Below are 17,036 nucleotides of genomic sequence, written 5' to 3'. Positions count from 1 at the left end.
GCCGCCGAATGTCCTGGCAGCTACTTCGTTGCGTGGTCATGCGGGCGCATGCCTCCATGACAGACAGGCCTGCGCCCAAGCCGGTGCGCCGGATGAAATTGCCGCGCATGGAGCTTCACGAAAAAGCGACGTTTCATCGGTGGCGAGAAACAACCACCCACCATCCGTCTCAACCCGAATCCATCAATAGCCGGCCACGCGATCCGCGGCCGGCTTTCTCGTCCAGGCAGATCTGGCGAGATGACATCAGGATCGATTGGCGTCCAGGAGGTTGCACCGTGAAACGATCATGGCAATGGGCCTTTCTGATGGCGATCGCAGCCACCAGCACCGCAGCGCCTGCCTGGGCGGCGGAGACGAAAAAGCCGCCCGAGGCACAACAGTCCGCAGACCAGGCGCCGGCGGTAGAGCCTTCGGCCATTCACGCCATCGAAGCGATGGCGCAGAAGCTCCGCTCACTCAAGACCTTCTCGGTCACCGCAGACATCAGTGACGAAGAGGTGCTGGAGACAGGCCAAAAGGTGACCTACGGCGGCACCGTGACCTACAAGATTCGTGCGCCGGACCGGCTCTTCGCCGCCGTCGACAGCGATCGCAAGGAACGCAGCTTCTACTACAACGGCAGCCAGTTCACGATCTACGCGCCGCGCATGCATTACTACGCAAGCAAGCCCGTGACGGGTACCGTCGCACAACTGGTGCAAGCGGCGCAGGAGAAGTACGACATCGACCTGCCGCTGGGTGACCTCTTCTACTGGGGTACCGACAAGGCGCCACTGTCGAACATCCAGGCGGCCACCGTGATTGGCCCCTCGCGCATCGGCAAGATGGAATGCGACCACCTGCTGATGCGCCAGGCCGGCGTGGACTGGCAGGTGTGGATCTCCCGGCAGACGCTGCTGCCGATCAGGCTGGTCATCGCCAATCTCGACGACCCGACGCAACCCGAGTACCGCGCCACGTTCGACTGGGATACCACCACGCCGCTCGCCGACAGCGTCTTCAACTTCACTCCATCGCAGGACGATCACCCGATCAAGATCGGACAGGGCAAGCCCGCCTCGGAGGCATCGCCATGAAGAACCGAGTCACTACCCTGGCACGTGCCCTGCCCTGCGCCCTCCTGCTTGGCGTCATGGCCCTGACCCTTTCAACATCTGCGTTTGCCCGCGAAGGCAGGGGCGGTGGTGGCGGTGGCGCCCATCAGGCACGCGCCTCCTCCCGCGCCAACATCAACAGTGGCGCGCACAACAACGCCGGCAATCGCAATGTCGCCAACAACCGCGACGTCAACGCCAACCGCAACGTCAACAACAACACCAACCGCAACGTCAATCGCAACACCAACGTCAACCAGAACGTCAACGTCAATCGCAACGTGAACGTCGACGTGGACAACGACTGGGACCATCACGGCTGGAATGACCACCCGGTGGCAACGGCCGCTGCCGTAACAGCCACGGTGGCGATGACCGCAGCGGTCGTGGGTTCGGTCGTCAACTCCGTTCCACCCAGCTGCCAGACCGTCGTGTCCAACGGCGTCACCTATTCGCAATGCGGCAGTACCTGGTACCAGCCCAGTTACGCGGGCAGCCAGGTGCAGTACGTGGTCGTCAATCCACCCTACTGATCCAGACGCGCCCAACCGGAACAACGGTTGGGCGCGCCGACGAACGCCTCGCTGGTCGCCCCGCCGCGCTTCCCCCACGACAGCGCACGCCCAACCGCCCAAAACCTGTTCGACACATTGCTTCATCACAACGACTTTCGACGCGCGGGCCATGGCTCGAGCTCGAAGTGTCCGTCTCTTTCGATGGACTTTCCTCACCGGTCATACGGCAACCCGTTACTTGTTGCCCCGGTTTCCCTGAGGTGCCAACGCCATGAATCAGATCTACCGCCTGTGCTGGAATCGTGCCCTTCGTCAGTGGGTGGTTGCATCGGAACTGGCCCGTGACCGGTCCGGATCCCCTTCCAGATCGCCTCAACCGGGAAGTCGACGAGGACTGGCGTTTTCCCTGATGGCGTGTGCGCTGGCCATGACCGGCATGGCCCAGGCGGCCAATGGCCCCATCGGCGGCCAGATCATCGCCGGCAGCGGAAGCATCCAGCAGTCCGGACTGACCACCACCATCCAGCAGAACAGCCCGAGCCTTCAGCTCAACTGGCAGAGCTTCAACGTGGGCGCCGACCAGACGGTGAACTTCGTGCAGCCCGGCCGCAGCGCCGTAGCCGTCAACCGCGTCTACAGCAACAACCCCAGCGAGATCTATGGTCACCTCAATGCCAACGGCCAGGTGTGGCTGATCAACCCCAACGGCGTGCTGTTCGGCAAGAGCGCGCAAGTCAACGTGGGCGGCATCGTGGCTTCCACGCTGGACACCACGTCCGATGGCGTCACCGGCAACCAGCATTCGTTCAGTGGCCCGGGAGCCGGGCGAGTGGTCAACCAGGGCGTGATCAACGCGGCCAACGGTGGCTATGTCGCCCTGCTCGGCAACCAGGTATCCAACCAGGGCGTGATCAGTGCACGACTGGGCACGGTGGCGCTGGCCGGCGGGAGCGCCGTCACCCTCACCTTCAACGACACGAAACTCGTGCGCGTGCAGGTGGATCAGAGCACGCTGAACAACCTCGCCGAGAACCGTGAGCTGATCGTGGCCGACGGTGGCCAGGTACTGATGACTGCCGGCGCCAAGGACTCGCTGCTGGCGAGTGTGGTGAACAACACCGGCAAGGTGCGCGCGCAATCAGTTGAGAATCACGATGGCGTCATCACCCTGGTCGGCGGCATGACGGCAGGCCAGGTCAATGTCGGCGGTCAGCTCGATGCGAGCGCACCCAACGGCGGCAACGGCGGCGCCATCGAAACGTCGGCGGCGCATTTCGCGCTGGCGCCCGACGCGCAGATCACGGCCGCAGCACCGCATGGGCGTGCCGGCACCTGGCTGGTCGACCCCACCGACCTGACCATCGATACCGCCGCAGCCAGCACCATCTCTACCACGCTCAACGGCGGCACCAACGTGGTCGAACAAACCACGGCCACGGGTGCCTCGGGCGCGGGTACGCAGACCCCCGGCAACGGTGACATCACGGTCACCGCACCGATCACCTGGACCAACTCGGCCGCCAGCCTGACGCTGGACGCGTACAACGCCATCAACGTGAATGCGGCAATCAATGGTGCGGGCGGGGTCACCATGCTCGCACCTGCAGGCACCCTGACGATTGGCGCCGGCGCATCCATCGTCGGCGGTACAGGCGTAACCCTCTCGACCGCGAAGTTCGTCAACAACGGTGGAGCGACGGCGGTCAGCACGGGCACGTCATCGCCGTGGCTGATCTATTCGGCCAACCCCACCGCCAATACCGTTGGTGGACTCACGCCCTCGTTCATCCAGTACAACGCGCCTTATGCAAAGGCGCCCGCGGCCAGTGGCAACGGTTTCCTGTACAGCCTGGCGCCCACGGTCGCCGCCACGGGTCTCACCGGCACCATCAGCAAGGTCTACGACGGCACCACGACCGCCGCACTGACCGGCGCCAACCTGCAGGCTTCGGGCCTGGTCAACGGCGACCAGATCAAGAGCGCCACCGGCTCGTATGCCCGCGCCAATGCGGGCAGCAACATCGTGGTGACCTCGCCCACGACCACCGCCGGACTCGCCTTTGTCGACAGCACCGGCACCATTCCGGTCTATGGCTATCTGCTCAACAACGCCACGGTCAGCGCCGCCATCGGCACCATTACGCAGGCGCCGCTCACGGCCAGCATCGTCAACAATCCGACCAAGGTGTACGACGGCACCACCAGCGCCACGCTGACCGCCAGCGACTACAGCTTCAGCGGCTTCGTCGCAGGCCAGGGCGCCACGGTGAACCAGGCCAGCTCGGTGAGCTACGCCACGCCCAACGCCGGCTCCGGCATCGCGATGAGCGCCACCTTCACACCCACGAATTTCGTGGCCAACAGCGGTACCAACCTCAACAACTACATCGTGCCGAGCACAGCCACCGGCACGGGCACGATCACCCAGGCCCCGCTTCTGGTCACCGGCCTGACCACGTCCGACAAGGTTTACGACGGCACCCGCGCGGCTTCGCTCAACAGCAGTGGCGCCGCCTTGTTTGGCCTGATCAGTACTGACGCCGGACAGGTCACGCTGGATTCGTCCGCGGCGAACGCGGCGTTCGTTACCCCGAATGTGGGTACGAATATCCAGGTGCTGGCCACCGGCTTCGTGCTTGGTGGCGGCAAGGCAGCCAACTATTTCCTCGAGCCAACCGGCTATCTCGAGGCGGACATCACACTCCGTCCGCTGACCATTACGGGTGTCACCGCCAACAACAAGGTCTACGACGGCACGACGGCCGCCACGCTCAACGTGGGCAGTGCGGGTATCAGTGGCCTGGTGCCTTCGGATGCGGGCAACGTGGTCCTGTCGAGTACGGGCACCAGCGGCACCTTCAGCCAGTCCGCCGTGGGCAACAACCTGGCCGTGTCGGCCAGCGGCTTCACGCTGAGTGGATCGGCCGCCAGCAATTACAGCGTGAGTGGTTTTTCCTCGGGCATTACCGCCAACATCACGCCGGCGCCGCTGACCATCAGCTTCCTGGGCAGCCCCACCAAGGTTTACGACGGCACCACGGGTGTCGTGCTGGACCAGTCCAACTACTCCATTTCGGGATTCGTGGCAGGACAGAGCGCCACCATCGCCCAGTTCTCCGGGTCCGGTTACGCGACCTCCCACGCGGGCACCAATATTCCGGTGACGGTCGCCCTGACGGCATCGGATTTCGTACCCGCCACGGGTACGTCGATGTCCAACTACACCTTCCCGACCAACGACACCAACCTCAACGGCATCATCACGCCGCAGCCCATCCAGGTCGACATCGTCAACAACCCCAGCAAGGTGTATGACGGCAACGACGTCGCCACGCTGGGCTCGGGCAACTATCAGGTGACGGGCACCATACCCGGCGAACAGATCACCCTCAGCCCCTACCCCACCAGCGGCACTTACGCTTCGTCGAACGTGGGCTTCTGGACGGTCACCACGTCGCTCACGCCGGGCAACTTCACCGCAGGTCCCAACACGCTGCTCAGCGACTACCTGCTGCCAACCACGGCAACAGGCCTGGGCACGATCTACAAGCGGCAGATCGGTCCCGCCTACTTCACCGTGGATATCACCGGCAACCCGTCCAAGGTGTACGACGGCACGACGGTCGCCACCATCCCTGCAGGCGACTTCACCCTGTCGGGCTTCGTGCCCGGCCAGGGCGCCACGGTGAACCAGACCGTGATCGGCGACTACGCCACCAAGGATGCGGGCTCGCAGCCGGTACACGCGACCATGCTGCAGTCCTACTTCACGCCCAACGCGGGAACCGACCTCAACAACTACACCTTCCCGATCGATGCCTATGGCACGGGCACCATCATCCCTGCGCCGCTGACAGCCTTCATCACGGGCGACCCGACCAAGGTCTACAACCGATCGAACCTCGCGGCCCGCAACAATCTGCAGTTCGTTATCGGCGGGTTTGTGTCCGGCGAGGGCGCCACCATCACGCCCACCACCAACTTCTATTACGCCAGCGCCAACGCTGGAAACTGGCTTATCAGCGGCACGCTGGTGCCGTCCAATTTCACCGCCAATGCCGGCACGCTGCTCACCAATTACACCTTGCCCACCAGCGCCACGGGGCCAGGCACGATCATCCAGGCACCGCTGTATGTCATCAACACCTACGCGAACAACAAGGTGTATGACACCACGACTGCCGCGACGCTCAATGTCGCCAGTGCCACCCTGTCCGGCCTGGTGTCGGGTGACGAGGGCAGCGTCACGCTCAATACCAGCACTACCGGCACCTTCGCCCAATCCAACGTGGGCAATGGCATTGCGGTAAGCACGAATGGCTTCAGCATCTCCGGCAGCGCAGCGCCCAATTACCTGCTGCAACCGATTGCGGGATTGACCGCCAACATTACGCCCGCCCCGCTCACCATCCTTGGCGCCGATGCCAATGACAAGATTTACGACGGCACCACCCTCGCCACCATCAATACCAGCGGGGCGTCACTTTCCGGCGTGCTCGGCGGCGACAACGTGACGCTGAATGCCGCGTCCGGCACCGGGAACTTCATTACGTCCAACGTGGGCAACAGCCTGTTGGTCAACACCAGCGGCTTTACGCTGAGCGGCGCCCAGGCCGGCAACTATTCCGTATCCCAACCCTACGGACTGACCGCCAACATCACGCCACGTCCGTTGACGGTGAGCATCACCGGCAATCCCGTCAAGGCTTACGACGGCACCACGTCGGTCAGTCTTTCGCCCAGTGACTACACCATCACGGGTTTTGTCAGCGGACAAAGCGGGAGCATCAACGGCTCCACCAGCAGTGGCTATCTGTCGCCCAATGTCGGCACCAACATTGGCCTGCAGGCCACGCTGGAGCCGTCAAACTACAGCGCCCCCACCGGCACCCTGCTGTCCAACTACTTGTTGCCCACCACCGCCACGGGTCCGCTGGGACAGATCACGGCGGCGCTGATCACGCTCACCGGCACGCGCGTGTACGACGCCAGCACCAATGCCGATGCCAGCGTGTTTTCCGTGAACGGATTCGTGAACGGCGTCAACGGACAAACGCTGGGCCTGACTGGCGCCGGCACGTTGTCAAGCAAGAACGTCGGCATCCATGTGCCACTCAGCAGCCTGGGCACGCTGGCACTGACCGATGGCACTGGCCTGGCCCAGAACTACCAGTTGAACACTGCCGCCAACGACTGGGTCACCATCACGCCGGCGACGCTGACGGTGCTGAACACAGTGGCGGCAAGCAAGGTGTACGACGGCAACCGGAACGCTGCACTGAGCGGCGCGACACTGAACGGCGTGCTGCCGGGCGATGTGGTCACGCTGGGCAACGACACGGTCGGCACGTTCGATACCAAGAACGTCGGCACCAACAAGCCGGTCACCACCAGCATGACGATCTCCGGCACGGATGCCGGCAACTACAACCTGATCCAGCCCACCGGCCTCATCGCCGACATCACCCAGCTTGGCGTGACGGTCACCGTCACCGGCAAAAACAGGCAGTATGACGGCACCAACCTGGCACAGGTCAGTTACAGCTCCAACGTCGTATCAACCGATTCCATCGGCTACAGCGCAACGTCGTCCACATTCTCCCAGTCGGATGTCGGCAGCAACCTCCCGGTGACGGTGACCGGCATCGCGCTGACCGGTGCGGATGCCGGCAACTACAACCTGCTCAACACCACCGCCACCACCGCGGCCGACATCACCCAGCGCATCCTCAATCTCACGGCCACGCGCATTTACGATACAACCAGCATTGCCGATGCTTCCCTGTTCGGCGGCGGCCAGTTGGCTGGCGTCAACGGCGAAACGCTCACACTCGGCGGACAGGGCTCCGTGGCCGACAAGAATGTCGGGACACAGAAGCCGATGGACGTGACCGGCTTCACCTTGACGGGCAACGGCACCGCCAAGGCCAGCAATTACACGCTGGCTGGCGGCACCGATTGGCTGACCATCGACCCGGCGATCCTGACGGTCATCAACACCGTTGCGCAGAGCAAGGTGTATGACGGCACTACCGATGCCACGCTTACCGGCGCGACGCTCAGCGGCGTGCTTGGGTCGGACGTGGTCACCCTCGGCAACGACACCCTTGGCACATTCGCCCAAAAGGATGTCGGCACCAATATCGCCGTCAGCACCAACATGAACATCACCGGCACGGATGCCGGCAATTATGTGATCCAACAGCCCGGCGGACTGGCGGCCAACATCTATAGGAAGGCCATCAGCACTGTCGTGAATGCCAGCGCGGACAGCAAGGCCTACGACGGCACCACCACCGCCACTGTCACACTGGACAGCCCGGGAGTCATCGCAGGCGACAATGTCACTTACGCCTACACATCGGCCAATTTTTCGCAGAAGGATGTCGGCAACGGCCTCACGGTAACCGTCGACGGCATCACCGAAGGCGGCGCCGATGCCGGCAACTACATCTTCCAGAACACCACAGCCACCACGACCGCCGATATCACCCAGCGCATCCTCAACCTGCAGGGCACGCGCGTGTATGACGGCACCGATATCGCCCTGGCCACTATCTTCGGCACCAACCACGACGGCGTGATCGATGGCGTCAATGGTGAAACGCTTACGCTGTCGGGAAGCGCCCAACTCATCGACAAGAACGTGGGCAACCAGAAATCGTTCATCTCCGGTCCTGCGGTGTCGAACGGCTACACCCTCACGGGTAACAACGGTGCGCTTGCCAGCAATTACACGCTGATCGACGGCACTGACTGGGTCACCATCATCCCGTTCAACCTTACCGTCAGCGGCCTCACCTCCGTCCCCAAGGTCTATGACGCCAACACCATCGCGGCCCTGCAGGGCGGCACCTTGGTGGGCGTATTCGGCACGGACCAGGTCACCCTGAACAATGCCACGACCGGCACGTTCGACACCAAGAACGTCGGAAATGGCAAGACGGTGACCCTTGGCGCGCTGTCGCTAGGCGGCACCGACGCGGGCAACTACACGCTGAGTCAACCGGGCAACCTGACCGATGGCGTGATCACGCCACTAACGATCAGCGTTGTTGCCAGCGCGTTCAACAAGGCGTACGACACGACCACCGCGGCGACACTCAGTAATCTCAGTTCAACGGGTTTGCTTGGCAGCGACATCGTGACCTTCAGCGCGGGGTCATCGAACTTCGACACTGCGAACGTCGGCAACGGAAAGACCGTCACAGTCGATGGCATCACCGCCAGCGGCGCCGATGCAGCCAACTACCTGTTCAACACCACAGCCACCACCACGGCCAACATCACGCCCTACATCCTCCGCCTCAACGGCGCCCGCGTTTACGATGCCACCACCGGTGCGGATGCTTCCGTGTTCGGCACCAACGGAGTCGTGAACGGTCTTGGCGGCCAAACCCTTACCGTGACAGGCGCCGGCACGTTGGTGTCGAAGAATGTCGGCACGCAGGCGCTCAGCAACCTGGGCACGCTGGCGCTGACAGACGGCACTGGCCTGGCCGCCAACTACCAGCTGGATGTGGCGGCGAACGACTCCGTTCTCATCAGCGCACGGCCCATCACCGTGCAGGCCACCGGCACGAACAAGGTCTACGATGGTGATGCCGATGCCACCGTGACGCTGGGCAGCGGCGGCGTGCTGGGTACCGACAACGTCACCTTCAACTACACGTCCGCGTTGTTCAACAACGCCAATGTCGGCAACGGCAAGCCGGTCAGCGTCAGCGGCATCAGTGCCGGCGGTGTCGATGCAGGCAACTACACCATCAACACCACGGCCAGTACCACCGCCGACATCACGCCCTACCTGCTGATGCTGCAAGGCACCCGCGTCTATGACGGCACCACCAACGCCGCAGCCAGCCTGTTCGGCAGCAACGGCGTGCTGACCGGCGTCAACGGCGAAACGCTCATCCTGTCCGGTACCGGCACGCTGGCGAGCAAGAACGCCAGCTCGGCGCAGCCCTTCGCGACCAATGGGCTGGCGGGCTACACACTGACCGGAAATAACGGTGCATTGGCCAGCAACTACACGCTGGGTACCGGCGTCGGTGACTGGGTGTCCATTACCCGCAAGGCGCTTTTGGTCACGGCGGTGGGCCAGGACAAGGCCTACGACGGCAACAACATTGCGCAACTCAGCCGCTTCACCGTCAACGGCCTGGTGGCCGGCGACAATGCGTCGCTGGCCTACACCAACGCGCTCTTTGCGCAGGCCAACGTGGGCAACAATATCCCGATCACGGTGAACGGTATCAGCGGCAGCGGCGCAGACATCGGCAACTACACCTTCCCGGGATCGGTGACCACCAGCGCCAATATCACCGGGTACATCCTCAACCTCACCGGCATGCGCACGTACGACGGCTCGGCGAACGCCGCTGCCAGCCTGTTCGGCAACAATGGCGTGCTGGCCGGGGTGAACGGCGAAACCCTCACCCTGGGTGGCTACGGCACCCTGGTGAACAAGAATGCCGGCACGCAGAAGCCATTCGCCCCCAATGGCCTGGCCACCTTCACGCTCACCGGCAACAACGGCGCAGCCGCCGGCAACTACACCCTTGCCGGCGGCATCGACTGGGTGACCATCAACCCGCTGGCGATCACTCTTTCGACCTCGGCACTCGACAAGGTCTACGACGGCAGCACCATCGCGCAGGCGACCCTGATACGCGCCGGCGTACTGGCCGGCGACACCGTGAACTTCAGCTACGGCGCGGCCAATTTCGACACCAAGGACGTGGGCAACGGAAAGACGGTCACCGTCACGGGCATCACCGACAGCGGCGCCGATGCAGCCAACTACAGCTTCAACACCAGCGCCACCACCACGGCCAACATCACGCCCTATATCCTCGACCTGACCGGCCTTCGCATTTACGACGCCACGCGCGTGGCCGATGCCAGCATGTTCGGCAGCAACGGTGTGCTCACCGGTGCCAATGGCGAAACGCTCACCCTGGGTGGCAGCGGTCTGCTGGTGGACAAGAACGTCGGCATCCAGAAATCGTTCGCTCCCCTGGGGATCAATGGCTTCACGCTCACCGGCAACAACGGTGCGCTGGCCAGCAACTACACCTTCACCGGTGGTACCGACTGGGTGACGATCCTGCCCAAACCGATCATCGTCACCGCCAACGCTGCCGACAAGGTTTACGACGGCACCACCAACGTCACACTGCTCAGCGCGAACTATGGCGGCATTATTGCCGGCGACAACGTGGTAGCCAGTTATCAGTCCGCCGCGTTCGTGTCGCCCAACGCGGGGACGGACGTTCCGATCGTCATCCGCGGCGCAACCCTCACCGGTGCGGATGCGGGCAACTATGTCTATCCATCCATCGTGCAGACCACGGCCACCATCTTCCCCTACGTGCTCAACCTCACCGGCACCCGGGTCTATGACGGCACCGACCTGGCCTCGCCGGTGCTGTTCGGCAACCAGGGCGTGTTGACCGGCATCAACGGTGAAACGCTCACACTGGGTGGCAACGGTACGCTGATCGACAAGAACGTTGGCAACCAGAAACCGTTCGCGTCGAATGGCCTGACCAACTTCAGCCTGTCAGGGAACAATGGCGCACTGGCCAGCAACTACACACTGACCGGCGGTACCGACTGGGTCACCATCACCCCGCTGGCCATCAACGTCACCGCCACCGCCAACAACAAGACCTACGACGGCAACACGGCAGCCACCGTAAACCTGACCAGCAATGGCGTGCTGGCCGGTGACTCGGTGACCTTCAGCGATGGCTCGGCCAACTTCGACACGAAGGATGCCGGCGTCGGCAAGCAGGTCACGGTGAATGGCATCAGCGCCAGCGGCGCCGATGCGGGCAACTACACGTTCAATATCACCACTGCCGCGCAGGCGAACATCAACCCGGCCATCCTCAACCTCACCGGCACGCGCGTCTATGACGCCACCACGGGGGCATCCGCCAGCCTGTTCGGCAACGGCGGCGTGCTCACCGGCGTCAACGGTGAAACGCTGACGCTCAGCGGTTCCGGCACGCTTGCCGACAAGAACGTGGGCAGCCAGAAGGCGTTCGCGGCGAATGGCCTGAGCGGCTTTACCCTCAGCGGCAACAACGGCGCACTGGCCAGCAATTACACCCTGGCCGGCGGCATTGACTGGCTCACGGTGACACCTGCCACGCTGACCGTCACCGGCACGCAGACCACCGACCGCCCCTACGACGGCACCACGCTGGACAACCTGTCCGGATCGTCGCTGGCCGGCGTACAAGGCAATGACAACGTGGTGCTCGGCAACGACACCACCGGCAACTTCAATGATCCCAACGTCGGCAATGACAAGCCGGTGAACACCCACATGACCCTCAGCGGTGCCGACGCCGGGAACTACGTGCTGGTCCAGCCCACCGATCTCACCGCGGACATCACGCAGCCGATCGGGCCACCCACGCCACCGCTGCCGGATCCGTTCCCACTGGGCTACGTGGCTGCCCTGCAGGCGCTGGCCACCCATAGCGACATCGAAACGCCTTTCGGCACGGCCAGGGACAACGCAACGGGTGTCTACACCGGCAACCAGAAGCAGGATGACCAGCATCCGATGGAGCGCAACCGCATCCGTTCGGACTTCCATCCCGGCTTGCCGCTGCAGGTGGTCGACGGTGGCGTGCGACTGCCCGAGAACAAATCACCGTGATCCGCCAGCTTCCCCGGCGCGCAGTGATCAACGGTCGAAACGCCTTCCACGCTATTCACAGGTTTGTGCTCATGCCGACAAAGCAACTGAAAACCTCCCATGGCATCCGGCTTGGCGCGGCAATCGCCATCGCGCTGAGCGCGCCGGTCACATGGGCGCAGAACCGGCCCACGCCACCGCCGACCAGCAGCGGCCAACTCCTGCAACAAGTGACGAGACCACCCGCCGAAGCACCCTCCTCCAAGCTCGACCTGACCATCCAGCCGTCATCAAAGGAAAGCCCGCAGAGCACCACGCGTTTCATGGTGCGCAACATCACCATCACCGGAAACACCGAACTGCCAACGGATCAGCTGCACGCCGCGGTGGCCTCCGGCGAGGGTCGCGAACTGACGCTGGCTGACCTCGATGCACTGGCGCTGCGCATCAGCGAGGTTTATCACCAGCACGGCTATCCGCTCGCCACAGCCTACGTGCCGGCGCAGACCATTAAGGATGGCGTGGTGCGTATCGACGTGGCCGAGGCACGCTACGGGAAGGTGAACATCAACAACCAGAGCTATGTCTCCACCCGCGTGCTCAACGCCACCACCTCGTCGCTGCAGCCCGGCCAACCCGTCACCGAATTCGCGCTGGAACGCAGCCTGTTGTCGCTTTCGGACATTCCCGGCGCAAACGTCAATTCCACCATGCGCCCTGGGCAGGACGTCGGCACATCGGACCTGCAGGTGGATGTCACGCCGCAGCCCCGCTTCACCGGCGAACTGGGGTTGGACAATTTCGCCGCCCAGTACACCGGCGAAGTGCGCGGCACCGGCAGCCTCTCCATCAACAGTCCGCTGGGCCAGGGTGACCTGCTCGACTTCGATGTAACCACCAGTGGCGCCGGCATGAAGTACGGGCGCGGCGAGTACCGATACCGGCTCAATGGCTATGGCACCACCTTCGGCATCGCCTACTCCGGGCTGGATTACCGCCTTGGCGGCGATGCGCGCCACCTGGACGCACACGGCACGGCCACCGTCGGCAGCGCATTCCTCTGGCAGCCGATCATCCGCAACACGAAGGGCAACCTCTATGCCACGGTCGAGTATGACCATCGTCGCCTGGATGACCGCGTCGACGTGATCGGCCTGAACAATGATCGTCACATCAATCGCTGGAGCGCTACGCTCGCGGTTGACCAGATCGACGTCACCGGTGTCACCAATGCGCGTGTCACGGCGAGCTACGGACGGCTGGCCACCGACAATTTCCAGACCGCCTTCTTCGACTACTTCGGCCCGCAGACCTCGGGCAGCTACACCAAATTCGAATTCTCGATCTCGCGCCTGCAGCAGCTTGACCCCGCCAATGCGCTGTACCTTGGCTTCACGGCGCAGACGGCGAACAAGAATCTCGACAGTTCGGAGCAGTTCTTCCTCGGCGGCCCCGATAGCGTGCGTGGCTATGACATCGGCGTGATCGCGGGCAGCATCGGCAGCCAGGCCGCCGTGGAATACCGCCACGACCAGGTGTTTTCCTGGTCGCCCGGCGTGTGGCAGTTCACCGCGTTCTTCGATACGGGCCGCGTGGAGATCTACGAGAACCCCTTCCTGTCCGGCATCAACAGCGCTCGCCTGGACAGTGTGGGGCTGGGCGCCAACTGGTCGGCGCCACACGGCTGGCGCGTGGCGGCCAGCGTGGCCACACCCGTCAGCGGCACGCCGGAACTGCTCAAGGGACGCGTGGACAACTCGACCCGCTTCTGGGTGCAGGTGCGCAAGGCCTTCTTCTGAAGGAAGGCCGCACCGCCGCCTGGCCCGACGTCAACCGTCGCGGCGGAACAGGTATCCCCGCCCTCGAGCGGTCAGCAATGGCAAGGTGAGGCCGGCGGCACTCAGGACCTTGCGGCGCAGGCGATAGATCATCATCTCCAGCCGGTGGGGATCGAAATCATAGATGTCCGAGGTGAGTGCGGCGATCAGTCGTTCGCGCGACACCGGTTCATCGCTTTCCCGCATGAGCAGGCTGAGCACGCAACGCTCTGGCGCACTCAATGGCAGCGGCTGGCCGGCCGGCGTCACCAGGCACCAGTCTTCCGTGTCCAGGCGCCATTTGCCGCAGGCCACGCTGGTACTGACGGCAGCATCGGCTGGCGCCAGGCGCCTCGCCAGGCTATGCAGCGTGGCGGCAAGAATGTGGATGTCGACCGGCTTCTTGAGGAAGGCATCGGCCCCCTCCCTGAGCGACTCCAGCTGGTCGTTGACGTCGGCATTGGCGGTAAGCATGACCACGCCGATATTGGACATCGAGCGCAGGTGTTTCAGGATGCTGATGCCGTCCTCGCCCGGCAAGCCGATATCCAGCACGACGATGTCGTACGAGGCGGCCAGCATGTTCCGGTATAGCTCGGCCGCGTTTCCCGAGCCGGTCACCTGGAAGCCGAAGTACCGCAAGCCCGGCAGCAGGATGCACTCACGCAATTGGGTGTCATCTTCCAGTACGGCAATGCGCCACGTCCTGTTCGGCGCTGTTTGCAGTGGTTCGCTCATTACTTCATTCATGCCTGCGGATGACCGCGCGCAAGGGTGTGCGCATTCGACGGTGGATGGATGGAACCGGGCCGGCCTTCCTGGACAACCCGGCGGGACAGCCGTCGCTCACTCGTCACGGAGAGCCCCCGTGCACGTCCCTGTGCACGGTGATGGAACACATCAACGCGATCGACGCATCGCGGTGGTTACTTGGTGTACGAGGCCAGCACGCTGAGGCCGCTGAAGGACGTGGCGCCGCCGGCGATGCTGATGTAGTACGTAGTGGCAGCCGGCTTGGCGATCACCACGGTTTCGGTGTTGCCCGGACGCCTGGAGCTGAAGTCGGCATTGCTGCCATCAGCTGCCGGTGCCGAACCCGCCTTGACATACATGCTCACGTCACCGGTGCCGCCGAAGCTGCGCAGGCTGAGGTTGCTGGCACCGGCAGGCACGGTGATCGAGTACACCGTCGCCGTACCTGCACCGCCACTCTGGCCGGCCAGCACCGTGTTCGCGGTGAGCGTGATGGCCGAGTCACCGTCACCGCCGCCGCCACCATTGTCGGAACCGGAAACAGCCTTCTGCACCGCGGCGTAGGCATCGACGATACCCGCACCGATCGGATAGTCCTCCACCACCGGGAACGCGCGCGCGGTGGAAGTGAGGATGGTGGCGATCTGCGCCGGCGTTGACGCGGTGAGGCCGGCATCCTTCTCGGCGCCAAGCATCAAGGCGATCACACCCGACACATGCGGAGTGGCCTGCGAGGTGCCAGCCATGCCGCCATAGGTCGGTGATGCCGGCACGGTGGTGCCACTGTTGACGGTCGACCACACGAAGCCGGTCGGGTTGGCCTGCGTGCCGCTGGAGGCATCGTTGACGTAGATGCCGCCGCCCGGTGCAGAGATGGTCACGCCGGTGCCGTAATTGGAATAGAACGCGCGCTTGCCGGTGATGCCGTTGGACGCCACCGAGATCACGCCCGGACAGCTGGCGGGGCTGAAGCCGGACACGTTGGAGCCGCTGTTGCCGGCCGCCACCACCACGGTGGTACCGCGCGAAATGGCACCGGCAATGGCGACGCCAAAGGCATCGGACGCGGAACAGATGCCGCTGCCACCCAGGCTCATGCTGATCACCTGCGCCACGTTCTGGTTGTCCGGCACGCCGTCCACGTGACCGCCCGAAGCCCAGGTGATGGCGTCGGCGATGTCCGAGGTGTAACCGCCGCAGTGGCCGAGTACGCGTACCGGCAGCACGCGCGCAGCGTGGGCAATGCCGGCCATGCCGGTGCCGTTGTTGGTCAGCTCGGCGATGGTGCCGGACACGTGGGTGCCGTGCCAGCTGCTGTTCTCGCCGCTGTCGCCTGCGTCGCGGCAACCGGCATAGGCGTCGCCGGTAGTCCAGTCGCCCAGGTCCCAGCCGCCAGCGGCTCGACCATCGGCAGCACGGCCGGACACCAGCGCCGTGGAGGTGAAATCGTAACCGGCGTCGGCCAGCGATTCATCCAGATCCGGATGCTGCGTGATGCCGGTATCGAGCACGGCCACGGTGACACCGGCACCATCGGCGACCGTCCAGGCTTTCTCCACGTCGGCCGAACCGAGGTCGGAACTGCTGACCGGCTGGAAATGCCACTGATAGTTCGCGTAGTACGAGTCGTTCGGCGCGCCGCTGAGCAGATCCTGCGCGGTCACGTTCTTTGCGGCCGCCGCCTGCGCGGAGAGCTTCTGCGTGGAAGGAATGTCACGCACGAGCTGCATCATCACGTCGGGCTCGACGTGGGCCACGGCGGGGTCGGCGGCAATCTGCGCCATGAACTGGGTGGCTTCGCTCGCGCTCAGCCTGCGCGAGGTGTGCATCAGGTGCGCGCCGGTGGCGAGCTTGCGCACGTGACCCACGGATACGTTGCCGTTGCCCAGGCGCGCGGCCGCCTGGCCCACGTTCTGCGTGGCGGCGCTGGCGTTGAGGTTCTCCGTGGTGCCGTTGCGGTAAGTCACGATAAAGCGGTCATAAGTGACCTGCGGATGCGCCTGCAGCGCTGCCAGGCTGATCTTGCCGGCGACATCGGCGGACACGGTGTCGGCCGCATGAGCGACGGGCAAGGCCAGCGCCAGTGCAGCGGCGAGGGCGCAGGTCTGGAACGGTCGGAACTTGAACATGATGTCTCCCCGGTGATGCATGAAGTGGATGGTGGATCCGGATGTCATCAGCGCCTGTCCGATCCGCC

General features: G+C 64.0%; 6 protein-coding genes and 1 pseudogene. 5 read left to right on the top strand and 2 right to left on the bottom strand.

The window, feature by feature from the left end:
* Window positions 1-278 precede the first annotated feature (278 nt).
* From H8F01_RS19850 to H8F01_RS19835, 5 genes and pseudogenes are all read left to right on the top strand, one after another.
* Window positions 279-1,079, top strand: a complete 801-nt coding sequence (locus tag H8F01_RS19850) for a DUF2092 domain-containing protein (RefSeq protein ID WP_187056736.1) — start codon at window positions 279-281, stop codon at window positions 1,077-1,079.
* A complete protein-coding gene (locus H8F01_RS19845) occupies window positions 1,076-1,630 on the top strand; it encodes a hypothetical protein (protein ID WP_187056735.1) in 555 nt (184 codons plus the stop codon). Before H8F01_RS19850 ends, H8F01_RS19845 begins: the two co-directional genes overlap by 4 nt.
* A gap of 253 nt (window positions 1,631-1,883) precedes the next feature.
* Window positions 1,884-2,006: pseudogene (locus H8F01_RS22020) on the top strand (ESPR domain-containing protein); the annotation flags it as partial.
* 15 nt (window positions 2,007-2,021) lie between these two features.
* Window positions 2,022-12,290 (top strand): YDG domain-containing protein, encoded by a 10,269-nt coding sequence (locus tag H8F01_RS19840; protein WP_238481067.1) that lies wholly within the window; start codon window positions 2,022-2,024, stop codon window positions 12,288-12,290.
* 71 nt (window positions 12,291-12,361) lie between these two features.
* Complete coding sequence (locus H8F01_RS19835; RefSeq protein ID WP_187056733.1) at window positions 12,362-14,068, top strand: ShlB/FhaC/HecB family hemolysin secretion/activation protein; 1,707 nt, start codon at window positions 12,362-12,364, stop codon at window positions 14,066-14,068.
* 30 nt (window positions 14,069-14,098) lie between these two features.
* Here the strand turns inward: H8F01_RS19835 and H8F01_RS19830 are convergent, their stop codons facing one another.
* Together H8F01_RS19830 and H8F01_RS19825 are read right to left on the bottom strand one after the other, a co-directional pair.
* Window positions 14,099-14,824, bottom strand: a complete 726-nt coding sequence (locus H8F01_RS19830; protein WP_187056732.1) for a response regulator transcription factor — start codon at window positions 14,822-14,824, stop codon at window positions 14,099-14,101.
* Between the two features lie 188 nt (window positions 14,825-15,012).
* Window positions 15,013-16,968 (bottom strand): S8 family peptidase, encoded by a 1,956-nt coding sequence (locus H8F01_RS19825; protein ID WP_187056731.1) that lies wholly within the window; start codon window positions 16,966-16,968, stop codon window positions 15,013-15,015.
* Window positions 16,969-17,036: the final 68 nt, after the last annotated feature.

This window comes from Dyella telluris, from assembly GCF_014297575.1.
Classification (GTDB): Bacteria; Pseudomonadota; Gammaproteobacteria; order Xanthomonadales; family Rhodanobacteraceae; genus Dyella; species Dyella telluris.
Note: the sequence above shows the minus strand (reverse complement) of the source record. Positions and strands in the feature narration are given on the sequence as shown.

Excerpts from the sequence above, each read along its gene's own strand:
- H8F01_RS19845 (WP_187056735.1), top strand. The coding sequence starts at position 1,076 with ATGAAGAACCGAGTCACTACCCTGGCACGTGCCCTGCCCTGCGCCCTC.
- H8F01_RS19840 (WP_238481067.1), top strand. The coding sequence starts at position 2,022 with ATGGCGTGTGCGCTGGCCATGACCGGCATGGCCCAGGCGGCCAATGGC.
- H8F01_RS19835 (WP_187056733.1), top strand. The coding sequence starts at position 12,362 with ATGCCGACAAAGCAACTGAAAACCTCCCATGGCATCCGGCTTGGCGCG.
- H8F01_RS19830 (WP_187056732.1), bottom strand. The coding sequence starts at position 14,824 with ATGAGCGAACCACTGCAAACAGCGCCGAACAGGACGTGGCGCATTGCC.
- H8F01_RS19825 (WP_187056731.1), bottom strand. The coding sequence starts at position 16,968 with ATGTTCAAGTTCCGACCGTTCCAGACCTGCGCCCTCGCCGCTGCACTG.